Source organism: Albibacterium bauzanense (genome assembly GCF_004339765.1).
Taxonomy (GTDB): domain Bacteria; phylum Bacteroidota; class Bacteroidia; order Sphingobacteriales; family Sphingobacteriaceae; genus Albibacterium; species Albibacterium bauzanense.
Genome location: NZ_SMGO01000003.1, coordinates 291,347 through 316,946 on the forward strand (window position 1 = coordinate 291,347; position 25,600 = coordinate 316,946).

General features: G+C 36.5%; 29 protein-coding genes. 15 read left to right on the plus strand and 14 right to left on the minus strand.

The window, feature by feature from the left end; translation table 11 throughout:
- The first annotated feature begins 10 nt into the window (after positions 1–10).
- The 3 genes from C8N28_RS12580 to cysI are packed head-to-tail and all read left to right on the plus strand — an operon-like array spanning position 11 to position 4,185.
- Complete coding sequence (locus C8N28_RS12580; protein WP_132225439.1) at positions 11–646, plus strand: peroxiredoxin; 636 nt, start codon at positions 11–13, stop codon at positions 644–646.
- A 3-nt stretch (positions 647–649) separates the two neighbouring features.
- Entirely contained in the window at positions 650–2,473 is a 1,824-nt protein-coding gene (locus C8N28_RS12585; RefSeq protein WP_132225441.1) for an assimilatory sulfite reductase (NADPH) flavoprotein subunit, read from the plus strand.
- A gap of 44 nt (positions 2,474–2,517) precedes the next feature.
- Positions 2,518–4,185, plus strand: a complete 1,668-nt coding sequence (cysI, locus tag C8N28_RS12590; RefSeq protein WP_132225443.1) for an assimilatory sulfite reductase (NADPH) hemoprotein subunit — start codon at positions 2,518–2,520, stop codon at positions 4,183–4,185.
- A gap of 25 nt (positions 4,186–4,210) precedes the next feature.
- Here the strand turns inward: cysI and C8N28_RS12595 are convergent, their stop codons facing one another.
- On the minus strand, positions 4,211–5,497 hold the full coding sequence (locus tag C8N28_RS12595) for an erythromycin esterase family protein (RefSeq protein WP_132225445.1): 1,287 nt from the start codon (positions 5,495–5,497) through the stop codon (positions 4,211–4,213).
- A 26-nt stretch (positions 5,498–5,523) separates the two neighbouring features.
- The gene (locus C8N28_RS12600; RefSeq protein ID WP_132225447.1) at positions 5,524–6,174 is read right to left on the minus strand and encodes a phosphoribosyltransferase; all 651 of its coding nucleotides are present in this window, start codon (positions 6,172–6,174) and stop codon (positions 5,524–5,526) included.
- Between the two features lie 163 nt (positions 6,175–6,337).
- On the opposite strand from C8N28_RS12600, the gene C8N28_RS12605 reads away from it, so the two are divergent.
- Complete coding sequence (locus tag C8N28_RS12605; protein WP_132225449.1) at positions 6,338–6,517, plus strand: hypothetical protein; 180 nt, start codon at positions 6,338–6,340, stop codon at positions 6,515–6,517.
- Positions 6,518–6,598: 81 nt separating this feature from the next.
- Complete coding sequence (locus tag C8N28_RS12610; protein WP_132225451.1) at positions 6,599–7,162, plus strand: HD domain-containing protein; 564 nt, start codon at positions 6,599–6,601, stop codon at positions 7,160–7,162.
- A 29-nt stretch (positions 7,163–7,191) separates the two neighbouring features.
- Here the strand turns inward: C8N28_RS12610 and C8N28_RS12615 are convergent, their stop codons facing one another.
- Entirely contained in the window at positions 7,192–7,404 is a 213-nt protein-coding gene (locus tag C8N28_RS12615; protein WP_132225453.1) for a hypothetical protein, read from the minus strand.
- A 158-nt stretch (positions 7,405–7,562) separates the two neighbouring features.
- Here C8N28_RS12615 and C8N28_RS12620 point away from each other — a divergent pair, with 158 nt between their 5' ends.
- The 3 genes from C8N28_RS12620 to C8N28_RS12630 all read left to right on the plus strand — a co-directional run bounded on the left by C8N28_RS12620 (position 7,563) and on the right by C8N28_RS12630 (position 11,492).
- Positions 7,563–8,093, plus strand: a complete 531-nt coding sequence (locus tag C8N28_RS12620) for a 5' nucleotidase, NT5C type (RefSeq protein ID WP_246012820.1) — start codon at positions 7,563–7,565, stop codon at positions 8,091–8,093.
- A 90-nt stretch (positions 8,094–8,183) separates the two neighbouring features.
- The gene (locus C8N28_RS12625; RefSeq protein WP_132225457.1) at positions 8,184–10,052 is read left to right on the plus strand and encodes an Nramp family divalent metal transporter; all 1,869 of its coding nucleotides are present in this window, start codon (positions 8,184–8,186) and stop codon (positions 10,050–10,052) included.
- Positions 10,053–10,055: 3 nt separating this feature from the next.
- Entirely contained in the window at positions 10,056–11,492 is a 1,437-nt protein-coding gene (locus C8N28_RS12630; protein ID WP_132225459.1) for an APC family permease, read from the plus strand.
- Between the two features lie 33 nt (positions 11,493–11,525).
- On the opposite strand, the gene C8N28_RS12635 is transcribed toward C8N28_RS12630, so the two are convergent.
- The 8 genes from C8N28_RS12635 to C8N28_RS12670 form a co-directional block, all read right to left on the minus strand.
- Positions 11,526–12,599, minus strand: coding sequence for an alpha/beta fold hydrolase (locus tag C8N28_RS12635; protein ID WP_132225461.1), 1,074 nt, complete (start codon positions 12,597–12,599; stop codon positions 11,526–11,528).
- 21 nt (positions 12,600–12,620) lie between these two features.
- Positions 12,621–13,124 carry a VOC family protein gene (locus C8N28_RS12640; protein WP_132225463.1) on the minus strand — a complete coding sequence of 168 codons (504 nt, stop codon included), beginning with the start codon at positions 13,122–13,124 and terminating at the stop codon, positions 12,621–12,623.
- A gap of 24 nt (positions 13,125–13,148) precedes the next feature.
- Complete coding sequence (locus C8N28_RS12645; RefSeq protein WP_132225465.1) at positions 13,149–14,066, minus strand: ClpXP adapter SpxH family protein; 918 nt, start codon at positions 14,064–14,066, stop codon at positions 13,149–13,151.
- A gap of 115 nt (positions 14,067–14,181) precedes the next feature.
- On the minus strand, positions 14,182–14,685 hold the full coding sequence (locus C8N28_RS12650; protein ID WP_132225467.1) for a hypothetical protein: 504 nt from the start codon (positions 14,683–14,685) through the stop codon (positions 14,182–14,184).
- Positions 14,686–14,772: 87 nt separating this feature from the next.
- Positions 14,773–15,354 carry a Crp/Fnr family transcriptional regulator gene (locus C8N28_RS12655; RefSeq protein ID WP_132225469.1) on the minus strand — a complete coding sequence of 194 codons (582 nt, stop codon included), beginning with the start codon at positions 15,352–15,354 and terminating at the stop codon, positions 14,773–14,775.
- A 77-nt stretch (positions 15,355–15,431) separates the two neighbouring features.
- A complete protein-coding gene (locus tag C8N28_RS12660) occupies positions 15,432–16,049 on the minus strand; it encodes an alpha/beta hydrolase (protein ID WP_132225471.1) in 618 nt (205 codons plus the stop codon).
- Positions 16,050–16,085: 36 nt separating this feature from the next.
- A complete protein-coding gene (locus C8N28_RS12665; RefSeq protein ID WP_132225473.1) occupies positions 16,086–17,021 on the minus strand; it encodes a ring-cleaving dioxygenase in 936 nt (311 codons plus the stop codon).
- Positions 17,022–17,034: 13 nt separating this feature from the next.
- A complete protein-coding gene (locus tag C8N28_RS12670; RefSeq protein ID WP_132225475.1) occupies positions 17,035–17,568 on the minus strand; it encodes a YceI family protein in 534 nt (177 codons plus the stop codon).
- A gap of 206 nt (positions 17,569–17,774) precedes the next feature.
- On the opposite strand from C8N28_RS12670, the gene C8N28_RS12675 reads away from it, so the two are divergent.
- The 3 genes from C8N28_RS12675 to arsB are packed head-to-tail and all read left to right on the plus strand — an operon-like array spanning position 17,775 to position 19,634.
- On the plus strand, positions 17,775–18,104 hold the full coding sequence (locus C8N28_RS12675) for an ArsR/SmtB family transcription factor (RefSeq protein WP_132225822.1): 330 nt from the start codon (positions 17,775–17,777) through the stop codon (positions 18,102–18,104).
- A gap of 32 nt (positions 18,105–18,136) precedes the next feature.
- Positions 18,137–18,553, plus strand: coding sequence for an arsenate reductase ArsC (locus C8N28_RS12680; protein WP_132225477.1), 417 nt, complete (start codon positions 18,137–18,139; stop codon positions 18,551–18,553).
- A 7-nt stretch (positions 18,554–18,560) separates the two neighbouring features.
- The gene (gene arsB, locus C8N28_RS12685) at positions 18,561–19,634 is read left to right on the plus strand and encodes an ACR3 family arsenite efflux transporter (protein WP_132225479.1); all 1,074 of its coding nucleotides are present in this window, start codon (positions 18,561–18,563) and stop codon (positions 19,632–19,634) included.
- On the opposite strand, the gene C8N28_RS12690 is transcribed toward arsB, so the two are convergent.
- Positions 19,600–20,502 carry a TIGR01777 family oxidoreductase gene (locus C8N28_RS12690; protein ID WP_132225481.1) on the minus strand — a complete coding sequence of 301 codons (903 nt, stop codon included), beginning with the start codon at positions 20,500–20,502 and terminating at the stop codon, positions 19,600–19,602. The genes arsB and C8N28_RS12690 overlap by 35 nt on opposite strands.
- 214 nt (positions 20,503–20,716) lie before the next feature.
- Here C8N28_RS12690 and C8N28_RS12695 point away from each other — a divergent pair, with 214 nt between their 5' ends.
- The 4 genes from C8N28_RS12695 (at position 20,717) to C8N28_RS12710 (ending at position 24,595) form a co-directional block, all read left to right on the plus strand.
- Positions 20,717–21,916, plus strand: a complete 1,200-nt coding sequence (locus tag C8N28_RS12695; RefSeq protein ID WP_132225483.1) for a di-heme oxidoredictase family protein — start codon at positions 20,717–20,719, stop codon at positions 21,914–21,916.
- 8 nt (positions 21,917–21,924) lie between these two features.
- Positions 21,925–22,383: a QcrA and Rieske domain-containing protein gene (locus C8N28_RS12700; RefSeq protein ID WP_132225485.1), complete on the plus strand. Its 459-nt coding sequence runs from the start codon at positions 21,925–21,927 to the stop codon at positions 22,381–22,383.
- 11 nt (positions 22,384–22,394) lie between these two features.
- Positions 22,395–23,627, plus strand: a complete 1,233-nt coding sequence (locus C8N28_RS12705; RefSeq protein WP_132225487.1) for a hypothetical protein — start codon at positions 22,395–22,397, stop codon at positions 23,625–23,627.
- Between the two features lie 77 nt (positions 23,628–23,704).
- Complete coding sequence (locus C8N28_RS12710) at positions 23,705–24,595, plus strand: hypothetical protein (protein ID WP_132225489.1); 891 nt, start codon at positions 23,705–23,707, stop codon at positions 24,593–24,595.
- Here C8N28_RS12710 and C8N28_RS12715 read toward each other — a convergent pair.
- A complete protein-coding gene (locus tag C8N28_RS12715; protein ID WP_132225491.1) occupies positions 24,576–25,163 on the minus strand; it encodes a TMEM175 family protein in 588 nt (195 codons plus the stop codon). The genes C8N28_RS12710 and C8N28_RS12715 overlap by 20 nt on opposite strands.
- A 17-nt stretch (positions 25,164–25,180) precedes the next feature.
- Positions 25,181–25,600: a DUF983 domain-containing protein gene (locus C8N28_RS12720; protein ID WP_132225493.1), complete on the minus strand. Its 420-nt coding sequence runs from the start codon at positions 25,598–25,600 to the stop codon at positions 25,181–25,183.

Genomic DNA, 25,600 nt, shown 5'->3' on the forward strand with positions numbered 1-25,600 from the left:
ATAAATAAAAATGAGTTTACAAATTGGAGACACTGCTCCTGATTTCAGTGCAACAACAACAAGCGGTGAAATTGATTTTCACAAATGGATTGGCAATGGTTGGGCAATCTTATTCTCACACCCTGCAGATTTTACACCTATTTGTACTACAGAGCTTGGTCGTACAGCACAATTAAAAGCTGAATTTGATAAGAGAAATACCAAAGTAATTTTTGTAAGTGTTAACGACCTTAGTTCACACGAAGGCTGGGTAAAAGATATCAATGCTACTCAAAACACGACTGTTAATTTTCCTGTAATTGCAGATCCGGATCGCAAAGTGGCTGAATTATATGGCATGATTCATCCAAATGCATCTACTACTGCACCGGTAAGATCGGTATTCTTTATTGGCCCTGATAAAAAAATTAAAGCTACCATCACCTACCCTGCTTCTACTGGCAGAAACTATGCTGAGATTTTACGTGTACTAGACTCTTTACAATTAACCAGCGAATACAGTGTTGGCACTCCGGTTGACTGGGAAGTTGGACAAGATGTTGTTATTTCTACCGCTATTAAAGATGAAGATATCCCTAAGAATTTTCCAAAGGGCCATCGTGTAGTTAATCCTTATTTACGTTACACCCCTCAACCAAATATCTAATTTATGGACTGGGAAACAGGCTTTAAAAGAGGGCCGTTTTCTGACGAACAAGCTAAAGAATTTAACAAACTGTTTTCTCAACTCAATGAGAATCAATTTCAATGGCTACGCGGTTTCTTAACAGGAATAGACCCTCTTCTACAAAATACGACTTCTTTTACTGATCTAAATCTAGCCGAACCTGAACTAAAGCAAATTAAATCTGTTTCAGCTGACCCCGTGTGGATACTTTATGGTACCCACACAGGAAACAGCGAAGGTTTAGCTAAGCAATCAGCAAAAGCAATTGGTGAATTAGGTTTCGAAACCAAAGTCGCAGATATGGGTTCTTTTAAAGTAAGAGAACTCAAAACGATCAAAAAACTACTCGTGATCGTGAGCACACATGGCTTAGGAGATCCTCCTCCGGAAGCAGAAGAATTTCATGCATTCTTACATAGTTCGAAAGCTCCTGAATTAAAACATATAGACTATTCTGTATTAGCCTTAGGCGATAGCAGCTATACAGAATTTTGCCAGGCAGGTATCCAATTTGATGAAATACTTGAAAAATTAGGCGCAAATCGAATCGCAAAAAGAGTAGAATGTGATGTTGATTATGAAGATGGCCATGCAGCATGGTTACAAGAAGTAATTTCTAAACTGACAGCTGGTAATGGAGGGAGTATACAAGCTACGGTAGTTGAGCAAAAACCTCTTATCAAGTTGGAGACAGTTTACAACCGTAAGAATCCATTTCCAGCAACGATCTTAAATAAAATAAACCTGAATGGACGTAATTCTGAAAAAGAAACCATCCATTTGGAGTTAGATTTAAAGGGATCTGAATTGCATTATGAACCAGGCGACGCGCTTGGAATTTATGCAATCAACTCTAAACGATTAACCGATGGAATACTAAATTTATGCAAGCTCTCCGGAGAAGAAAGAGTTAAAACCCATCATGGAGAGAAAAGCTTATTCGATGCTCTCAGCGACGATTATGAGCTTACTCCATTAACAAGTGTATCATTAAAGCATTATGCAGAACTTACTGGAAATGATAGCTTACAGAAAATAATTTCCAACAATAGTTCAATTGCAGAATACATCCACGGCCGCGACATTTACGACCTCTTGCAAGAGGTACCTTATAAATTATCTCCTGATGAGTTGATATCTATTTTACGGAAGAATACACCTAGAATGTACTCCATTGCCTCCAGCCAGGAAGCAGTTGATGATGAAGTTCATATTGCTGTATCCGTAGTTCGATATGAAGGTTATGGCAGATACAAAGAAGGCTTTTGTTCATCGTTTTTATCAGATCGTGTTCATACCGATGAGCAAGTGAAGGTTTTTATTGATCCAAATACTCGATTTAAGCTTCCCGCTAATCCGGATTCGCCTATTATCATGGTGGGTGCTGGTACAGGTATAGCACCATATCGTTCGTTTATGCAACATCGCGAACTGACAGATTCACACGGAAAATCATGGCTATTCTTTGGTGAAAGGAACTTCACAACCGATTTCCTTTATCAGTCGGAGTGGCTGCAATATATTAAAGACGGAGTTCTAACAAAAGCAGATGTAGCTTTCTCTCGCGATCAGGAAAGAAAGATTTATGTACAGCACAGGATGATGGAGAAGGGCAAAGAACTTTTTAATTGGTTAGAGAATGGTGCTCATTTCTATGTTTGCGGTGATGCACAGCATATGGCAAAAGATGTAGATTTTGCTTTAAAAGATATCATCCAAACTCATGGAGGATTGACAAAAGATAAAGCAGATGAATATATAAAAGCCATGCAGCAATCTAATCGCTATCAAACAGACATCTACTAAAAGCGTTGGTCTCTAATAATTTATAATACACAGCAAATAAGAAAATGGAGAATATAATTGCCAGCGAAGAAGTTTCGCAGGAAGAACACTTAAAAGGTGGAAGTAATTATTTACGAGGCACCATTATAGAAAGCCTTAATAATACATTAACAGGATCTGTAACGCCTGAAGATGCAAAGCTTATCAAATTTCACGGTTCTTATCTGCAATATGATCGGGATCTGGAAAAGGAACGTAAAAGGCAAAAGTTAGAACCGCTTTACCAGTTTATGACTCGGGTTCGGGCAGCAGGTGGTGTAACAACTCCTGCTCAGTGGCTGGTGCTGGATAAACTTGCAGATAAATATGGCAATGGCACATTAAAACTTACCACAAGGCAGTCTTTTCAGTTTCATGGCATCTTGAAAAGGAATTTAAAGAGTGTTATTCAGGATGTTAACAAAGCTTTGCTTACTACCATTGCAACCTGTGGAGATGTAAACAGGAATGTAATGTGTAATCCCAATCCTTTCCTTTCTTATGTTCATGAGGAGGTATTTGGACTCGCGAAAAAACTAAGCGATTACTTTCAACCCCACACAAAAGCATATTACGAGATTTGGCTGGATCAGGAAAAAGTTGCTGGTACAGAAGATGTAGAACCATTGTATCATAGCACCTATCTTCCAAGGAAGTTTAAGATCGGATTTGCAACTCCCCCACATAACGATATCGATTTTTTTGCCAGTGATCTGGGTTTTATCACTATTGAGGAAAACGGAGAGCTTTTAGGCTTTAACGTTGGAGTTGGCGGAGGTATGGGAAGTACTTTTGGAGATGCAAAAACCTATCCACGCCTATCTAATGTTATTGGCTTCATTACGCCAGATAAAGTTCAAGAAGTTGCAGAAACAGTGATCGCTATTCAGCGTGATTTTGGAAACCGGCTTAACCGTAAAAATGCACGATTGAAATATACGATTGATAATCGTGGATTAGATTGGTTTGTAAATGAGTTGAATTCCAGATTAGGTTACTCATTAGAGCCATCTCGTCCTTTTAATTTCACTACCAATGGCGATACGTATGGCTGGACTGAAGGCCACAATGGAAAGTTATTTTACACACTTTTTGTTGAAAACGGCAGGGTGAAAGATAAAAAGGGCTATACTTTAAAAACCGCAATTCGTGAAATTGCAAAGCAGGTTGAATGTGATTTAAGGCTTACCGGAAATCAAAATCTGATTATTGGCAATGTAGATAAAAGTGCTTTATTAACGATTGAAGGCATCCTTACTGAAAATGGAGTATTAAACAATCCTGAGAACACAGGTTTACGATTAAACTCCATGGCTTGTGTAGCATTAGGAACCTGCGGATTGGCATTTGCAGAATCAGAACGTTATTTACCTTCTCTGATTGATAAATTAGACGTAATTATAAAAGAAGTAGGTTTAGAAAACGAGCCTATTACTATACGTATGACCGGTTGTCCGAATGGTTGTGCACGTTCTGCGCTAGGTGAAATTGGTTTTATCGGAAGGGCAATAGGCACCTATAATTTATACCTGGGTGCCAGTTATAATGGCGATCGCTTAAATACTTTATACAAGGAAATGCTCTCTGAAGAAGAGATACTTCAATCTATAAAACCCATACTTAAAAGCTATGCCGATGAGAAGCTGGATGGAGAGCATTTTGGAGACTTCGTTCACAGAAAAAACATAGTATAATTCACCGTGCCAGGGTTATAGTACCTTAATATTCAAATGGAAAAGTCTCAGGTACTTTATGACCATCGGGGTGAATATGCAATGGATGTAAAGCTTTTGTCTGATCTATATAAATGAATGCATCATAGCGAGAATTCAATTTTGTAGGAACATAATTTCCATACTTTTCAAAAGCAGGATGGTAAACTACACCGATAGCGCGATGAGGTAGCATTTCATTATACCATTCACTTTCATTAGAAGAATCAAAGATTAGCAGTCTATCTTCATCAGACTCCTCATGTAAAATTTCTTCAATACTACCTGGACGAGCTGCTGGAACATACATTCTTTCAATAGCAGCTCCCCAGTTTTTTCCGGCAATTACCGTTCCTTCATAAGACCCGAATCCTACTAATACGGTATCCTTTTTACCTTTCTGCTGTCGCACCAATTGTCCTACATTAATATCTCCTGAATCTTTCATATCAGTATAACGTGCATCACCAATATGTGTATTATGTTCCCAAACAATCGCCTTAGCTTCATTACCATAAAATTTCAATATCCGGTTTAATGTATCAACCATATGAGTATCTCTGAGATTCCAGGTATTAACATTAAAACCCATCATATTGCGATAATACCTTTCTGCATTGACAGCAATTTCTGCATTCTGTTCTGTATTCAATGCAGCTTCGGGGTCATGGTCATATATCGGAGCTTTTTTACGAATTTCCTGTAAAAGGCTGATAACGGCTTCATAACAAGAATTACTGATTGAATGCAGAGATTTTGCATAGCGATGTTCATCTTCACCATAAGGTTCGAAACATTGAATAGCCTCTTCTGCAAGTTCAGCTGCTTTCGGATCATGCTTAGAAAGATAATCCATTAATGCTTCCAGAGATTCCCAAAGGCTATAAACGTCAAGGCCATAAAACCCAACTCTTTCATTTGCCGGAAGGCTAGAATTATATTCCTTAAGCCAATCTATCAGTGCAACGATTTCCCAGTTTGCCCACATCCATGTAGGCCATCGGTCAAATGCTTTCAATAATTCAACAGCAGTTTTATCCTGATCTGCATATCCTTTTATAAAACGGTTGATGCGATAACAATCAGGCCAATCGCCTTCTACAGCAATGAAATTGAATTTTTTCTCTAAGAGTAACCTCTTCGTGATTCGGGTACGCCAAACATAATATTCATGAGTTCCATGCGAAGCTTCTCCTAATAAAACATGGTGTGCATTATCAATTCGCAACATTAAAGGATCCAAGTCTTGGAAACCCTTCAAACCGGAAGCTATTTCTTTATAATCATTTAACATAACTTTATATTTTTATCCCAAAAAGGCTAATGCTCTGCCAGATCTAATAATTTCAAAAGATCATCATCATTAAAATCACCAAATACATCATAGACTTGTCCAACAGCATAGAATGGTTGCGGCTTCACCATTATTTCTATTTCATCAGCTTTATATAAATTTTCATCAAACCTTGAACCCGAAACAGGAGCCGCTATAATAATTTTAGCAGCCTTTTTCCTTTCACATAGTTCAATAACTGGTACAAGCGTTACGCCAGTTGCAATGCCATCGTCTACTAAAATCACCACCCTATCTTTCATAGTTGGAAGAGGCTTTCCATGACGATATTCATTAACTCTACGATCAACTTCTTGCTTTTGTTCTTTAATGATCTGGTTGATAACTTTCTCAGAAACTAATTCTTTACCTGTCTGTGCTATATAAACAGAATCTTCTTCTGCTATTGCACCTATTCCGTATTCTTTATGATTAGGCAAAGGCAACTTTTTTGAAACGATCAATGATAATTCTGCATTTAATTGTTTCGCTACATAGTACGCTACCTCTACACCTCCACGAGGGATACCAATAATTAAAGGGTTTTGAGTCTTATATTTCGCTTCTAAAAATAAACCTAATTGCTCACCTGCATCTTTCCGATCTTTAAAGAATATATTCTCATACTGACCAAACATCTCTTCTCATTTATCCAACATTCTCTATTATTAAAAACCCAAGAGAAAATAAAATGTTTAGAATAATTGAATATATATTCTATTAAAATGAAGGTTAGCAAATAGTTACCAACAAACAAGACGTTAAAAGAGCAGTACTATTAGATAGAAATGCATTATAATAATGAAAAGAAATAAAAAATTAATACTTGGTGGAATCATCATTTTGATTGGGGGAATGATGATGCGTTTTGCATGGTTTTTTATCTATGAGCAACTCAGTGTAGTCTTAATTTTAATTGGTGCAGGCCTTTTTATTGGTGGAGTTATTTATTTCGTTAACGCACTTTTTCAAAACAAATAATATTACTACTAAACATATATTGGCAATGCAGGTTAATATATTATTAGATATCATAAGAAAACTATAAGGCTAGGAGATACAATGGAAAAGATTTTGGAACAAATAAGAGATTTTGCAGATAAAGCACACAACGATCAAAAAAGAAAATATACTCCGGACCGATATATTGTACATCCAATTCGAGTAATGTTGATTTGTAAGGAGTACACAGATAATATTAATGTTCTGGCAGCAGCACTGCTTCATGATGTTCTGGAAGATACACCTGTGGATAAAGAAGAATTAAAGAAATTCTTGATGCAGATAATGACTCCTGTTGATTCAATTACAACATTAAACTACGTAATTGAATTGACAGATGTTTATACAAAAGAAGATTATCCGCAGCTAAACCGTAAGAAAAGAAAGGCAAAAGAAACTGAGCGTTTAGAGAAATCAAGTAGTGAGGCGCAAACTATAAAATATGCAGATATTATTGACAACAGCATAGAAATTGCAAATTATGATACTGATTTTGCACCAGTGTTTTTATCTGAATGCAAAAATACACTAGAAAGGATACCGAAAGGCAATGCTGATCTATATGAAAGAGCAATTAAAGTTGTTGAGGATAGTATTAACAAAGCAAACAATCGCCTTTCATGAATAAACGGAAACCTATTTGAGGAAGTGCTTTATCCTATTTTAAGAATTCTTTTATCGATCGTTTTGCCAATATTTCTAATATCATCTGGCATAAGACAAGTTCCTTCATCTCCAAACCACTTATCATTTGCTTTGTGAAGCGCTGCAATTTGTACCCCGTCTTGAAATACTTGAAAATCTGGATGAAGTGGATCTAACCGTTTCACTTCTACCTCGTAAAGTGCACCGTCAATTGTTGCCATAATCTTTAATTTTTCCATAATCAAACGATTTAATACTAATAAGCTACTTTTTAATAACTTTCTAAGAAATAAAAAGTTTTAATCGATTGGATGAATGTTTCTTAAAAAATCTTATTTTGAACGATACGAATTATTGAATAAACAGTTGTATGGAAAATATGAAAAAAACAATTGCGATTGACATGGATGGTGTTATTGCTGATGTCGAGGCACAATTTATAAGCTGGTACTTACGAGATTATGGAATAATAATAACAAGAGAAGACTTACAAGGTCGTAATGAAGATAATGCCTTTCCTGAAAAAGGCTTAATCAGAAAATTTGCCAGAACGCCTGGCTTTTTTCTTTCCGCACCAGTAATGGAAGGTGCAGTTGAAGCCCTTAAAATACTAATGGAAGACTTTGAAGTTTATATCGTTTCGGCGGCTATGGAATTCCCACTAAGTCTTTCTGAAAAACTTACCTGGTTAAATACTCATTTTCCTTTTATAAGCTGGAAGAATATTATTTTCTGTGGAAATAAGAACATCATTAACACCGATTATATGGTTGATGATCATATAAAGAACCTGGATAATTTTAAAGGTAAAACAATTATGTTTCATGCTTTCCATAATGTTAGCTATAACCATCATACTCGAGCTAATAACTGGAACGAAGTGATATCCTTAATAAAGCAAGACTTTTAAATCTTTCAGATTATTCTTGCAATCCGCTGAATATAATATAACTAAATATTATATTTAGACAATCGTCATACGAAAAGCAACCATGTTAGCGTGAATGATCAGGAAAAATCACTCCATGATGTACATCATAGTATATCGGTACAAGGCGCAAAATCAAAATTCAGAAAGGTACTAGGCTTTTTTGGACCTGCTTACTTAATCAGTGTAGGCTATATGGACCCTGGAAATTGGGCTACAGACTTAGCTGGTGGAAGTCAATTTGGCTATACTTTGATTTGGGTTTTACTGATGAGTAATATTATGGCGCTGCTGTTACAAAGCCATTCTGCTCGCCTGGGTATTGTATGGGGTAAAGATTTAGCACAATGTAACCGTGAAACATATCCTCGCGGGATGAACTTCATCCTTTATATTTTAGCCGAAATTGCAATTGCTGCCTGCGACCTGGCTGAGATACTTGGTATGGCTATCGGATTAAATCTCCTATTTGGGCTCGACCTGCTATGGGGTGTAGGGCTAAGCTTTCTCGACACCTTTTTATTGCTGTATTTACAGCGATTAGGTATGCGTAAAATGGAGATGTTCATTATTAGTCTAATTTTCCTGATTGGGGCCTGCTTTCTTGTCGAAATGGTGATAGCTAAGCCAGATGTCGGAGAAATTATGCAGGGTTTTATACCTTCCATACCCAATAAGGCTGCATTATATATCAGTATAGGTATTATTGGTGCTACGGTAATGCCACACAATTTATACTTACATTCTGCGCTTGTACAAACGCGTAAAATTAACAGGGATGAGCTTTCAATTCGCAAGGCTTTAAAATATAACTTTTGGGACAGTGCCATTGCTCTTAATCTGGCTTTTTTAATTAATGCTGCCATATTAATCCTTGCAGCCTCTGCCTTCCATCAAAATGGCATGAACAATATTGCTGACCTAGAGGATGCACATAAATTATTAGCACCTACTTTAGGCAGCGAATGGGCACCGCGACTATTTGCTATAGCACTTATTTTAGCTGGCCAAAGCTCTACTGTAACAGGAACTTTAGCCGGACAAGTAGTTATGGAGGGTTATCTTCGATTAAGGATAAGCCCTGTTCTGAGAAGAATGCTAACACGGCTATTAGCTATTGTTCCAGCTTTATTAGTAATTTATATCGCTGGTGAAGAACAGGTAGGGCCATTACTTATATTCAGCCAAGTGCTTTTAAGTATGCAGCTTGCCTTTGCTGTAATTCCATTAATTCATTTTGTGAGCGATAAAAACAGAATGGGTATTTTCGTTATTCCACTGCCAGTCAAAATCATTTCCTGGTTAATTGCCGCAATTATTGCTATTCTAAACTTTCGGTTGATCTATCAGGAAGTAGTTGATTGGATACAGAATATTCATAATCCATGGGCCGTCTTTGGCTTACTTATTGGAGCTTTTGGTCTGCTTAGTTTGTTAATCATGACGATAATTTATCCACTGATGAAAAACAAAAGAAAACCTAACATTGAAGTCCATCCTCCTTTCAGGGAGCCAAAAGAAATTAAAGTACCCGATTTGCAACGTATAGCATTGGCATTGGACTACTCTGCTTCTGATACACAAGTGTTAGCGTATGCTTTGATGCTTGCACAAACTAATACCCAGTTTATTTTAATTCATATTGTAGAGAGTGCATCATCAAGAATAATAGGTGAAGATACAGATGATTATGAGAAACGACACGATGAAGAAAGAATGGAGAAATATCTAAAAATATTTCAAGACAAAGGATACGATGCGAGCTATTACTTAAGTCATGAAAGCAGGGTTAGGGCCATCACAAAAATATGTAAAGAGAATAAAGCAGACATCCTGATTGTGGGTAGCCACGGACACCGGGGAATTAAAGATATGATATACGGAGAAACTGTAAATAGATTAAGACATCGAGTAAATATTCCTGTATTTATAGCTCAATAGCAAATGAAAGACATCGCACAAACCGGCCTACTACGTTCATTCGGATTAAAAATGGCCATTATTATTGTAATGAGTTCCATTATTGGTTCTGGTGTATTTAAGAAAGTTGCCCCTATGGCAGAAGGCTTATACTCTCCCACCTTGGTAATTGCAGCTTGGATTTCTGCTGGCCTAATTGTGCTCTTCGGCATATTGAGCATTGCTGAATTAGGGACTTTATTTCCTGATTCCGGAGGCCCCTTCTCCTGGCTTGAAAAGATATACGGCAAAACCATATCTTTTCTATATGGCTGGGCATCCTTTACGGTCATTCAAACGGCTGCAATATCCTCAATAGCTTTCGTCTTTGCAGGGGCTATTAACACATTTGTCAGTTTACCGCATCTGTCGCCTGCGCTTGAATCCATTACTTTCTTCGGTATTATACAACCTTTTGATAATATAGGAGCTAAGTTAGTAGCTTCTATTCTTATTATTATACTAACCTTAATAAATATCAAAGGAGCTAAGAAAGGAGGCTATGTAAGTCTGGTATTCACATTTATTATTACAGTTTGTATTGTGGTTATTTCCTGCTTAGCATTAAGCAGCAGTATTGGTAGTATAGAAACCTTTAAGAGAGTATCAATAAACTACCCTCCTGCAGGCTTTACATTTCTTGGCTTTTTTGGTGCAATGGTAATAGCAATGAGAAATGCATTTTGGGGATATGAAGGATGGATTACTTTAAGTTTTATTGGAGAAGAGCTGGAAGAACCTCATAAAACATTACCCAGAGCAATGATCATAGGCACTATTCTTATTATCGCTTTATATGCCATTATTAACTTCAGCTATCTCTATGTAATGCCGATTGATGAGATGCTTGCTGCTGTAAATGCAGATCAAAATAATATTGCAGCCATCGTAGTGATAAACAAACTATTTGGAGATGGAGGTGCTTTTATAATCGGCGCAATGATTCTTGTTTCTACCTTTGGCTGTACCAATGCTACTATATTGGTTTCATCCAGAATTTACTATGCAATGGCGCAAAATGGACTATTCTTTAAAGGTGCTGCGAAATGCCATCCTAAAAACAATACTCCTTCTAATGCATTAATTTATCAATGTATATGGGCTTGCTTATTAGTATTTTCTGGCTCATTCGATTTACTTACCGATCTGATCGTTATCGCAGCGTTTGTTTTTTATGGCCTTATTGTATTTGGAGTAATCTTATTACGCAATAAAAACAAGAATGTACACCGGCCATATAAAACTTTAGGCTATCCTTTTGTTCCAATCATATTTGTTGTTTTCTGCCTGATCTTATTAGTTGTTTCCTTTTTCGAATCACCCAACAAATCCATTATTGGAATTGGGTTGATCTTATCGGGGTTACCTTTTTATTATTATTGGAGAAAGCAAGCCAGTAATGGCCCTTATAAAGATTTATGAGGATGAATATAGGTCATAATCTTAATCTTTTCATTACTTTAACCCCTTTATTTCTTTTAGAAATTCTACAAGGTCTTGTACGAAACTTTGAGGATGTTCGTAATGGATATTATGCTCGGTATTATCATACTGAATTCGTCTAACCAGGTTAGGAAACTTCTTCTGAAGCTCCATATTTTCTTTTTCAAAAGGCAAGGGATCATTACTGGATACAGGATCTAAAATCAACATGGGAACTTGTAAGTTCCTGAATATAATCTTCGGCTGAACCATGGTTATGGATGCTCCATAAAGAGAAGCCTTATTAGGTTTCAATATAACATTACTATATTGAACACTATCACGCATTTGAAAGAAATCTAACAAACCAGCATAAGTAATCCATTTGTTATTTTTTTGCTTAACTACAGATAGTATTTCAAACTGAGTTCCGCCTTCTACAGGATCATAAAGACTATTATATGCCTCAAATTCAGTATTATACGATGAATTATATAACTCATCTAGCTCCTTGGGGAGAGCCAGATGACTAATCTTAGCTTGAAGACTATCATTACTCATTGTGTGGTTATAAGTATTAAAAGCAACGGAGCCGCCGTCTTCTAATATCAGAGCTAAAACTCTTTCAGGGTAACTATCATAAAAAGCACTGGCAATATATCCACCTCTTGAAAAGCCTCCTAAAATAGCTTTTCCAATTTTAAGAGAATCCATTAATACAAGAATATCATCAGCCGAATGATAAATAGAAACTTCATGGTCTGGTATCGGAGTCTTACCATGTCCGTAATAATCAATCGCAATGACATAATACCCTCCTTCAACTAAGCTTTCAGCAATGTTAGCAAGTTCGTAACTGTGAGTAAGACTCCCATGCGACCATATAAGAGGTGTATCTGATGAATTTCCCCATGTTAAATAATGCATTAATACATTATCTGTTTGAATAAAATCACCATGTTTCTTTTCAAAAGCTGAATATTCGATTTTCGCCCGATTATACGCTTCCTCTATTTTAAGATTATCTTTATTTGAGGAAGTCTGACTTAACACAGTCAGACTTATTAAGACGAATGAAACACTAAAAATAGTTCTTACAATATTCATGCACTACAAAGAACCGAATTATTAATCAAGTTCTGACAAAAGATTACGCAAATCCAATGACTTAGTATACATAATAACTGAACCATCCGGATTATGAGGCCATTCCTCTCTTGGTCTATCCCAATATAATTCCACACCATTCCCATCAGGGTCATTTAAATAAAGTGCTTCAGATACACCGTGATCACTTGCTCCAGATAATGGGTACCCTGCTTCAATCAATCGACTCAAAATTGCAGCCAAATCTTTCCTGGTCGGATAAACGATAGCGGTATGATATAGCCCTACATTATGTAAAGGAGCTGGTCCGGACCCTTTACTATGCCAGGTATTTAAACCAATATGGTGATGATAGCCTCCTGCTGAAATAAATGCAGCCTGATCACCATACATTGTAGTAAGCTCAAAACCCAATAGGTCACGGTAAAAACCAAGAGCTCGTTCAATATCAGATACTTTTAAATGTACATGACCGATATGTGTTTGCGCAGGCATTACATAACCCTGCTCTATTTTAGATGTCATCTTTTTATATTTTAATATTAAGGATTAAGAAACAGTCCACAATACGCCATTCTTCGAAACGTATTTACCTATTTTGTTTTGTTTATATAGTTCATTCAAAAACTCTTCAGTTTCATCCTTGCTTCTACTTGTCAATACTCCAAATTCCTTTGATGTAAGCGTTGGATAATGGCTAAATATGTTTTCAAAATCCGTATCAATAGCTTGCTTAACAGCTTCAGGATAAAGCTTTAACAATGCTTGTTCATAACTCTCATAAGGTTTTGAACCGTACACCTTAAACCTGTTATCATCTTCATCGGTAAAGAAAATTGTAGGGAAACCCCGTACACCCAACTGACCTTTTAATACTAAATCCTGATCGAACATTTCTTTTCCTCTGCCTTCAAAATCAACCTTAAACTGTTCTAGATCTAATCCAACCTGAGAGGCAGCAGCTTCCAAGTTCTCCCATTTCTCAATGTTCTTCTTTTCAAGAAATATCATTTCCTTAATTCTCCTTAAGAAATCTAAAGCCTTATCATTTCCTTGTAGTTGTGCAGCTTTAAAAGCAATGGATGGAGGATAAGATGACGATAAAGGGTCTTCAATCCAAACATCTCCATCGATAGGCATTTCATAATGAGCACCTGCTTCTTCCCAATGTACAGCAACATCTTTAGGATTACTAACATCACTTCCGCCATAAGTATTCCACCCTGCAAGCAAGCCCCCCATTCTATATTCTATATCAAAATACTCGCCGTATTCTAATTTCAATTTACGTAATTGAGGCTCTATTCCCCAACAAGAAGAACAAATAGGATCCGTAAAATAAAGAACATGTACTGGTTTTATTTTAGAGGAAATATCGGTTGCTTCATTTATAGATTGTGTCTCTGGAACTTCACAAATCCCTGTTTCTATATCGCAGAACAGCGCATTATTCTTTTCTTCGTTCATATTCATATATTTTAATTACAGAGGGAATTTCCCCTCTATTTCAATACCTTGGTTAAATCAAAAACTAAGCTTAATAAGTTATTATTCTTACCAGGCAATTCTCATTCAACAAATTTTAAACCTTCTCTGTTATTATAAAGCCCGCATTCTCAAATATCTCTGAAACGAGCTCTATTGCTTCCTGATCGGCTCCTGAAACCAAGAGTTCTAATCCGGATATGTCATGAAACACTTGAATAACTTTTGAATTTGGCAACATTGATTGCAAATCCTTTGTTTGAATTGAAGATAAATTGTGATTATCTGATGTGGAAATGCAAATCACTATCTTTTGAGTAGCAACAGCGCTTATTCTTTCGATAAGCTCTTTTTCAAGTGTTGTGTTATCAAAAAGGGCAATAATATCTGCCTCCCAACAAGCTTCTTTTGCACAATCAGTAGTTTCTATATCGGCATTGGGAATGTCACTTTTTATCTGATCTGTTAATTGCTGATATCGATATCCATCATTAGATATAAATAATAATGGGTAATTTGCTTGTGCAAGTTTCTTTACTAAAACTGTATACAGTTCATCTGCGGCACCAATAAATGCAATTGTTTGTTTAACTGCCATCATCTCTATTATTTTATAATACAAAAGTACGCCGACTTTTGGCTCGATTCGATGACTTAGGCTACAAAATGGTATTGATCTATGTCACTATTATCTACGAATAGCCATTTGTCCGCGAATGCGACTCAATGTTTCTCGTGAAATACCAATATAGGAAGCAATCATATGTTGTGGAACCCGTTGAAGGATATCTGGAAAAGCATGAATTAAATTATTATACTTTTCTTCAGCGGTTTCACTAAAAGATCCCATAAGTCGTCTCTGGGTAACAATAAGATTATTTTGAATTAAAATACGAAAATAACGTTCTAAAGCTGGAACTCTTTCCAGCAATAAATCCCAAGAAGGCTTAGTAATCAATAAGAGTTCAGAGTCCTCCAATGCTTCTATATTATAATTGGATGGCTCGCCGGTAAAGAAGCTATATAAATCGGCACACCACCATCCCTCTAAAGAAAACTGAAGAACATGCTCTGCCCCTTTCTCATCCACTTTAAATGAACGTAATAAACCTTTCTCTAAGAATATTGTGTATTTGCAAACATCACCCTCACCGAGTATGAACCTTTTTTTACGAAGCTTCTTCGGTTGAAAAAGAGTTTTACAAAACTCAAAATCTTCGTCACTTATGGAAACGGTTTCTGTTATTTTCTGATGTAGTAATTCAAACATACTATAAACGGTGGTTCTATATCTTTCAATGAAAAATAAAGATACTGAATTTCCGATTATGGTTATGTATTACCAGATCAGATAAAAATTATTCTATTGGCTCTGTCAATCTCATCCTGACTAATAAAATGGCCTTTATTATCATAAATCTTTTCACTAACATCTGCTTGCATATCCTTTAATATATCGATGGTTGTATACACTCTCTCTAATGGGATATGTGGATCGGGATTACTACTGCTAATAAATATGGGCGTTTTGTTAAAATTACCTTGATAGTTTTCCATATAAATTTTATCACCGATAAGCCCCCCGGAAAAAGCTGCTGCCCCGCCCCATTTCGCAGCATTGCGTGCAAGGAATTCTAATGTTAAACAAGCTCCCTGTGAGAAGCCTGTAAAATAAATATTCTCCATGTCAATTCCTTCTTTAATTACTCCGTCAACTACATCTTTCAGTATTTTAAGCGCAGATGACAACCAAGGCTCATTTCGGGATGGCGACATCATAAAAGAATAAGGATACCAAGTATTGTGAGTAGCTTGTGGTGCAAGCAAAGCATAATCTTCAACATGAAGGGATTGAGCAAGCGAAAGCATATCTTCCGCACTTCCTCCACGACCATGTATCATTATCAAAACTTTCTTTGCCTTGCTCAGCTCTGTTCCTGCACTAAATGAATGTTGAATATGCATATTTATCTGTTAAAGGATCAATCTTTACTCTTTAATCTATCTCAATATAGGCAATGCTTTTTCTATTCTTGCTCTATAACCTTCATATTGTTTTGGTAGCTTTAAACCGCTTCCAAGTTGATCGATAGACTCGTCAGTTCCAAAACCAGGATTATCTGTTGCCAATTCAAACAGCACTCCACCCGGTTCTCTGAAATATAAAGAATAGAAATAATCCCGGTCAATTTTCTGTGTAATTTGCAAACCTCTGCTCAAAATCTTTTCTCTGTACTCCATTAAGATGTTATCATCTTTAACACGGAAAGCAACATGATGGTTAGTCCCGCCAGCATTGACTCCTGAACCTGCTTGTGGATCTTCCAATAAATCTACAATAGCAGCATTTTCAACAGCATCCGTTACAAAACGATAGCGATTACCTTCTTGCTTAAATAACCTGTAGCCGAACACTTCTGTCAAAATTTTAGCAGTAGCTTCTATATCTCTCAAGGTCAATGTAACACTGTGAAAGCCTTTTATAGCTGTTGCAGTCTTAACTTCCTCAGTCTGCCAAGATTTTCTGCTATCTTCCTTATCAGGAACTATAAGCTCAATATTTAACCCGTCCGGATCTTGAAAAGGCAAATACAATTCACCAAACCTCTCAGCTATTTCACCTGCTGATACGCTAAACTTAGTAAACCGGTCTTTCCAGAAATCTAAACTTTCTTCGGGAACAGAATAACCGATATTAGTAGCCATTCCAGCACCGTTTCTACCTTGTTGTATTCCTTCCCATGGAAAGAATGTAATGATGGTTCCCGGGGTTCCGGTTTCATTACCAAAGTAGAAGTGATAGGTTTCAGGATCATCGAAATTGACAGTCTTCTTTACTAATCGCTGACCCAATACCTTGGTGTAAAAATCATAATTCCGTTGTGCATTTCCAGCAATTGCTGTAATATGATGCAATCCTAAAACTCTATCTTCCATTACTACTAAATATTTATGCTTGTTTTATTAATTGTACTTCAATGTTTAATTTAACTTCATCGCTAACTACCACACTACCAGCTTCTGTTACAGCACTCCATGTTAAACCAAATTCTTTACGGCTTAATTTACCTGCAAGCGTAAAACCTGCTTTTGTTTGTCCATAAGGATCAACAATTGTTCCACCATATTCTACCTTCAGAGTGATAGGCTTAGTAATGTTTCTGATAGTTAAATCGCCAGAAAGCTCACCTTCATCACCACTTACTTTATAGCTTTTTCCGATGAAAGATATATGTGCCTCTTCTTCACTATCAAAGAAATCAGCCGATTTCAAATGTGCATCACGTTGTTCGTTACCGGTATCGATGGAGTTAATATCTGCTGAAAATTGAATTTTCTTAGCAGTATTGAAATCATCTGTTTCAGTTTCTACTTCAAGATCAAATTTTCTAAAATAACCTGTTACAGTAGTGATCATAAGATGTTTTACTTTAAAAGTAATTTCACTGTGCGTTGGGTCAATTGCCCATTTAATGTTTGACATAATTTTTTGTTTTTATTTGTTAATATTTTTTTCTCTAATACAATACAAATGTAGGTTGAAAAGGTTATCAGCTCCAATGACATAAAATAATTAATGCCATTGATATAGATCACACAAAAGATTAAGAGAAAGTACACTCCCTATGAAATAAAAGATCAAATATATTTTGCATGCTAAGAATATCAATCGTAATATTGCAATATAATATGGGACTTACAAAAACTGAAATATTTACAGAAGACCAGAACAAGCTTGCCCAAGTACTGAAGGCATTAGCACATCCAGCACGGATTGCTATTTTGCAACATATCATTGCTTCTAATACCTGTATATGCGGTGACTTAGTTAATGAGCTAGGTTTAGCTCAGGCTACTATATCACAACATTTAAAGGAATTAAAGAATGCCAGATTAATTCAAGGCACAATTGAGGGTGTAAGTGTTTGTTACTGCATTCATCCTGAAAATTGGGAAGCACTAAAGCATAACTTAAACGATTTCTTAAGCACATTTAAAGGTAGCACACAATGCTGCTAGAATTAAAGAACCGCTAAATACCTACTAATAACATGAAGAAAATTTTAGTTCTATGCACAGGAAATAGCTGCCGCAGTCAAATTGCAGAAGGTTATTTAAGATATTACGCTAAAGATAAAGCACTAATCTATAGTGCAGGCATCGAAACACATGGTGTAAATCCGAAAGCTATCCAGATCATGAAAGAAGATGGAATTGATATTTCAGCCCATACATCCAACCACATTGATGAATATAGTGATATTGATTTCGACTTTGTTATAACCGTTTGCGACAATGCAAAAGAAAACTGTCCGTTCTTTCCAACCAAGGCAAAGAAGTTCCATTACAATTTCCCTGACCCTGCAAAAGCAATAGGAAACGAAGATGAGGTAAGCCATCAATTTAGATTAGTGAGAGACCAGATTAAACAATATGCTCAAAACTTCATCTCTGAAAATTTAAGCTAAACACCTTATGTCAGCAAATAATTGCGCACCTGCCCATGAAAGGAAAAGGCTTGGATTCTTAGAACGAAACTTAACCTTATGGATTTTCCTTGCAATGGCTTTTGGAGTTGCTTTAGGATATTTTATTCCATCAAGTTCAATATTCATTAACTCCTTTAATAGTGGTACTACCAATGTTCCTCTAGCTATCGGTTTAATACTTATGATGTATCCTCCCTTAGCAAAAGTTAAGTACGAAAACTTAGGAAAGGTTTTTAAGGATACTAAAGTATTAGGCGTTTCGCTTTTCCTAAACTGGATAGTGGGCCCTATCTTAATGTTTTTTCTGGCTATTATTTTTCTCAAAGATTATCCGGAATATATGGTCGGTTTAATCCTGATAGGATTAGCGCGCTGCATCGCAATGGTTGTAGTATGGAATGAGCTTGCAGAAGGAAACAGGGAATATGCTGCCGGATTAATTGCATTAAACAGTATATTTCAGGTTATTTTCTATAGTTTATTCGCCTATCTATTTATTACAGTATTACCCCCTCTATTTGGTATTGAAGGCTCTGAAATACACATTACCATTATACAGATCGCAGAAAGTGTTGGTATTTATTTAGGAATTCCTTTTGCTTTGGGTATTATCAGCAGGTATGCGCTTATTAAATTAAAAGGAGAAAACTGGTTCAATACAAAATACATCCCTTTCATCTCTCCCATTACACTCATTGCTTTATTATTCACAATTATTATTATGTTTAGCCTTAAGGGTGAATTAATCGTACAAATTCCGATGGATGTTCTACGTATTGCCATACCCTTGGTTATTTACTTCCTTTGTATGTTTATTTTCAGCTTCTTTATTGCAAAACGCTTTGGAGCTGATTACTCGAAAAATGCCTCCATTTCATTTACGGCTACAGGAAACAATTTTGAATTAGCAATCGCAGTGGCCATTGGTGTATTTGGTATCAACTCTGGCCAGGCCTTTGCCGGTGTTATTGGTCCTTTAGTAGAAGTACCAGCCTTAATTGCCTTAGTTAATCTTGCATTTTGGTTCAAGAAAAAATACTACGCAAAGCATCCCTTATAGTTGTATATCTAAAACTATAACCCTGCTTCTCGATCTTTTTTGAGCTCGTATTTGTACTCATCAAAACCAAACTGCTTTTCTCACCTAAAACAATATTTAATATAACCTTATTAATCTTTATTGGCCAAAGAGGACGGTGAAGAGCCTTAGCTACCTCCTGCGTAAATTCATGATTTCTTACCGAAGAAGGAGAACAAGCATTATAAGTTCCTTGATAAGTTGAATCACTAACTGCTTTTGCAAACATCCCTACCAGGTCATCGATATGAATCCATGGATACCATTGCTTACCATTTCCCAGATCTGATCCCATATAATTACGAACTATCTTGCGGAATTCCATTAAAGCACCCCCATCTTTACTAAGCAACAGGCCAATTCTAAACTTAACGACTCTAAATCCCATCTCTGCACCTTTATCAACTGCCTCTTCCCATTCCTGGCAGCAGTCTGCTAAAAAGCCCGTTCCTTTATTACTGTCCTCAGTTAATAATTCCTCACCCCGATCTCCATAATAGCCTACAGCAGAAGCTGAAATAACAGAACCTACAGACATCTTTGTTTCCTGCAGCACCTTATACAATAAAGCTATAGACAATGTCCTGCTCTCTACAATCTCCTTTTTACGCTCGCTTGTCCACCATTTATCTGCAATACTTTCTCCTGCTAAATGAATAATCGTGTTGATGCCTAACAAACAATACCGATCTATTTCCTGCTTTTGAGGATTCCAATAAAAAGCTTTTACTCCTTTCACATTCTCCGGATTTCTAGATAAAATAGAAACCTGATGACCCTCAGCCTGCAATCTTTCTATTAGATGCTTGCCAATTAGACCACTGCCGCCTGTAATCAAAATATTTTTCATTGTATCAATTGAGTTTTCACCGCAATATACTTGATTCTCTGCACCTCATTCAATCTTAATATTTATATAAATATAACAAAATTGAAGGTTAAAACCACAATACATAGCACAAACACTATAAGTTAGTATAATCTAACAATTATAGTTTGTATAATAAAATAATTTATTAGGTTTGCATAAAACAATTAATCATTAAAAGAAGATCATTTCCGACATGAAGAAAACAAATACTTTAATTATCATATTAGCAGGGATACTTTGTTCTGTTGCCTGTCAGAAAATCTTACCTGCTGCTCCAGAAGATCATGATCTTCTGGATGGATCTGTTCAAGGTTTAAACAATGAGCAAGCAGCTCGTTTCGGCAGAGGTGATCTCACATTTAACAATAAGATATTCACATCCGAAACAGGATTAGGACCTATATTCGTAGCCACCAGTTGCGGAAGTTGTCATCCCGGTGATGGTAAAGGTCATCCTTTTACCAGCTTAACGCGCTTCGGACAAACGGACGATACAGGCAATAAATTTCATACGCAAGGTGGTCCTCAATTACAAAACCGTGCATTGCCTGGTTATCAACCCGAAACAATCCCTCCTGGTGCAACATTTTCTACTTTCACTCCACCCATGGTCACTGGTTTAGGCTTTCTTGATTTAGTGAGCGATGCTGATATTCTCGCCATGGCTAAAAAAAATGAAAACAATATAGATGGAATCAGAGGCCAGCCAAATTGGATTACCTTGCCTTCTTATATAAAGCCAAAAGAAAACGCCATAGCAAGATATGATGGGAAATACATTGCACGTTTTGGACTTAAAGCCAGTGTCTATGATTTATTGCATCAAACCGTTGAAGCTCTTAATCAGGATATTGGGATAACTTCTATCTATAATCCGATCGACCAATGGTCTGGCCAGCCCATTGAACCAGAAATATTAGCCTCAGAAGTCCATAACCTGGTATTTTATCTGCAAACATTAAAAGCACCCATACAACGTAATCCTGAAAATCACACCATCAAAGCAGGAAAATCTCTTTTTAAGAGTATAGGTTGTGAAGGTTGTCATAGAGAAACCTTAAAAACCGGTACATCACTAATTACCGCGCTTAATAAGGTAGAATTCCACCCCTATACAGATTTGCTGGTTCATGACATGGGGTCAGAATTAGACGATAAATATACAGAAGGCACAGCAAAAACTTCTGAATGGCGAACTGCTCCATTATGGGGTCTCGGTTTAGTTAAAAATTCTCAAGGAGGAAAGTACTTTCTGATGCATGATGGAAGAGCAAAAAGTATAGAAGAAGCCATTCTCCTTCATGGCGGCGAAGCAAAAGTCAGCCGCGATCGCTACAAAGAGCTTCCAAATGAAGATAAAAGTCAATTAACCGCCTTTCTGGAATCTTTATAACCAACAAAATGAACCGAAGAAAATTCATTCAAAGATCTACTATCGTGTGTACAGGTAGTGTAATAGCATCAGCTTGCATTCAAAGCTGCACTTCACTAAAACTCCTTCAAAACAATATGATTGATGGAAATATTGACGGGTCTGATTTAATTATTCCTATTGATTCATTTAATAACAATGGGGTCAACAAACTATATGTTATTGTCCAAAACGAAATTCTAAAATACCCTATATGTGTGTATAGATTCAGTGATACTCAATATAATGCTCTTTATTTAGCTTGTACACATCAGGGCACTGAGCTCCAGGTTTTTGGTGAGCGACTTGAGTGTCCGGCTCATGGTAGCGAATTCGACAGTAAAGGTCGTATCGTAAAAGGTCCCGCCGAAGAGAATCTACGTTCTTTCCCCATAACCATCACAGCCAACGAATTGAAAATATCCTTAAAACCGCAACAACCTCATTAATAAATATTTCCATGAATAATAAACTATATTACTCTATCATAACCCTGCTGTGCTTTACTCTAAATAGCTATGCTCAGATTGATAGTACCTTAATAAAACCAGGCAGCGATACCACCAAAAGGTCATTAATGAATTTGGAGGCTATTCATAATCGTCCATTTACAAATATTGGTAATACTCCTGCAGCCTTAGGAGGATATATGGAAAGTAACTGGCAATATTTATCAACTGAAGGGGTATCTGAGGGTCATCAATTTCAGTTCAGGCGCCTTACCCTATTTACATCAGCTACCATCACCAAGCGAATTAAATTCCTGGCCGAAATAGAATTCGAAGATGGCGCTAAGGAAATTGCCATCGAATTTGCTGCCTTAGATATTGAATTAAGTCCTCTTCTCAATCTTCGTGGAGGCATGATCGTAAATCCAATTGGAGCATTTAATGAAAATCATGATGGACCTAAATGGGAATTTACCGACAGGCCTCTAGCCATGACCAACATGCTGCCTGCCACATGGAGCACACCAGGATTTGGTATTTATGGCAAGAAATCATTCAATAAATGGATGGCCAGCTATGAATTCTATCTGAGTAGTGGTTTTGATAACTCAATAATTGAAAACAGTGAAAACAAAACCTTTCTACCTGCTACAAAACAGAACAAAAACAGGTTTGAAGAAAGTGAAAATGGAACCATTTTCACTACCACCAAATTCGCTGTCAAAAACAACAAATGGGGAGAAATTGGTATTTCCCATATGGGAGGAATTTATAACAAATATAGAGATGAAGGGATTGATATTGACGATAAGAGAAGAGTAAATATATACGCTATCGATTTTAATACCCAAATACCCAATACAAAAACCTTTGTCACAGGTGAATTTGCATGGGTTTTTGTAGATGTTCCTGAAACTTACAGCCAGCAGTTTGGAACGAAACAACAAGGTGGATTTATAGATATCGTGCAACCTTTATACACCAGGAAAGTATTGGATTGGAACAATGCAACAGTAAACCTTTCCGTGCGTATAGAATATGTTGACTGGAACAAAGGACGATTTAAAGAAACAGGCCATCAAATCGGTGATGAAGCCTGGAGTTTCATGCCAGGAATTAGTTTTAGGCCGAGCCAAAAGAGCGTATTCAGACTTAATTACCGTTACCTAAAGACAAGAGATCTCTTTCAAAATACGCCAGAAAGAACTGATGCTCTTATAGTTGGAATTTCAACTTATTTTTAATAATTTATAATCATTATAAAGAATTAATTCATTTCAGGAAATAATTTTAATAAATAGTTATTGATTACTTTCGCAGCGTGAAAAAAATCTGCGTACTATTATTCTTGCTAGTTATCTTTAAAGCTAGTAATGCTCAAGAGATTACATTAAAACCAAACGGCACTGTCGACATCGGAAAAAGTATTTTCTCTACTAAAAATGAACGAAACTTCTCAAGAAAAGGAAACCTTTATATCCATTGGGGATATAACCTTTCATGGTATGGAAAAAGTGATATCCACTTTAAAGGAACAGGCTATGATTTCGTCTTAAAAGATGTTGTTGCACACGATAGACAATCTGACCTAAGCTTGAAATATCTAAGTCCAAAAAATATTTCCATTCCACAATGGAACATGCGAATCGGTTATTTCATTAAAGATAACTACAGCATCTCTATTGGTTGGGACCATATGAAATATGTAATGGACATTCCTCAGCAGGTAGCTATTGTTGGTCATATTGATGATAACGTTTCGAACCCAAGCATCCCTACAGGTAATTATGCAGGAAATTACAATGGAGAAATGATCACTGTTAATTCTGATATGCTAACTTTTGAGCATACCGATGGTTTTAACTATGCAAATGTTGAAGTTGAGCGTTATGATGATATTTGGGTTGCCCGTTCACAGAAAACCTCTTTAACATTGGAAACAGGTTTGGGTGCCGGATTGATTATACCAAGGTCAGATGTTCGCTTTTTCGAAACAGGAAAGAACAATAGCTTAAACGTTGCTGGTTATGGCGTATCCATTAAAGCAGGATTGAAATTTTATATTACTGAAGGATTATTCTTGCAAAACACAACCAAATTCGGAGCAACCAATCTGCCTAATATTCATACTACCGGTAGAAATGCCTTTGATAAAGCAAGTCAGAAAATCAATTATATAGAAAACTTCTTCGCTATTGGTTATCAGTTTTAACGATTGATCTTTCAATCCTTTTATCAGGGATAAACCAGGATGCTGCGATAGCGGCATAAATAAGAATGCTTAATATTGGCTGAATAAAGGCCAATATTATTCCGATAGCATAAGCTAACATAGATAGCTTCGTTTTAATATCTCTTTTATAGGCTTTACTTATTTGTGATAGCTCACCTTCTTCTTTAACAACAGCTTTAGCTAAGATCCACCAGGCAACGCTTGCCATTAAGAGAATAAAACCATACAAGGCATTCGGTATAGACGAATGGTAATTCTCCCCCATCCAGCCTGTAGCAAGAGGAAGCAATGAAAGCCAAAAAAGCAAATGAAGGTTCGCCCAAAGAACACTTCCATTAACATGCTGAACTGCTTGCCATAAATGATGATGATTATTCCAATAAATACCGATATAGATATAACTTAGTACATAAGTTATAAACTTAGGCAAGATAGGTGCAAGATCTGCAAGATGATCTCCCAGAGGGACCTTCATTTCTAATATCATGATGGTAATAATGATTGCTAATACGCCATCACTAAATGCCTCTAACCTATTTTTTTTCATAACTTATATCATTAATATCAGGCTACCTTCTGGTTTTTAATCCGATGTGATTGTTCAGCGATACCTGGCTGATACTTCAAGCCCGGATCGAGAAAGTGCATATGCAATACCCTTGAATATCTAAAATTAAAAGGAGCCAATAAAACTGTAAAAGTTGATATAACAGCTAAATATAGCCAAATGTTCTCTGAACCACCCGAGAAAAAGAAGGTAGCAATTCCTACGGCAATAACTTCTATTACATTCATGGCATAGCTCACATACATGGCAACATAAAAATAACCGGGGTGTCTTTCATAAAACAAATCACAGTACTCACAACGTATAAACATTTTCTGTCTAATCAAGCCCGGCTCAAACATCCTCCCTTTTCTACACCTTGCACATTTTGCATGCACAAGTGCATACCATTGACCAACCTCTTCCTTATTTTCCAT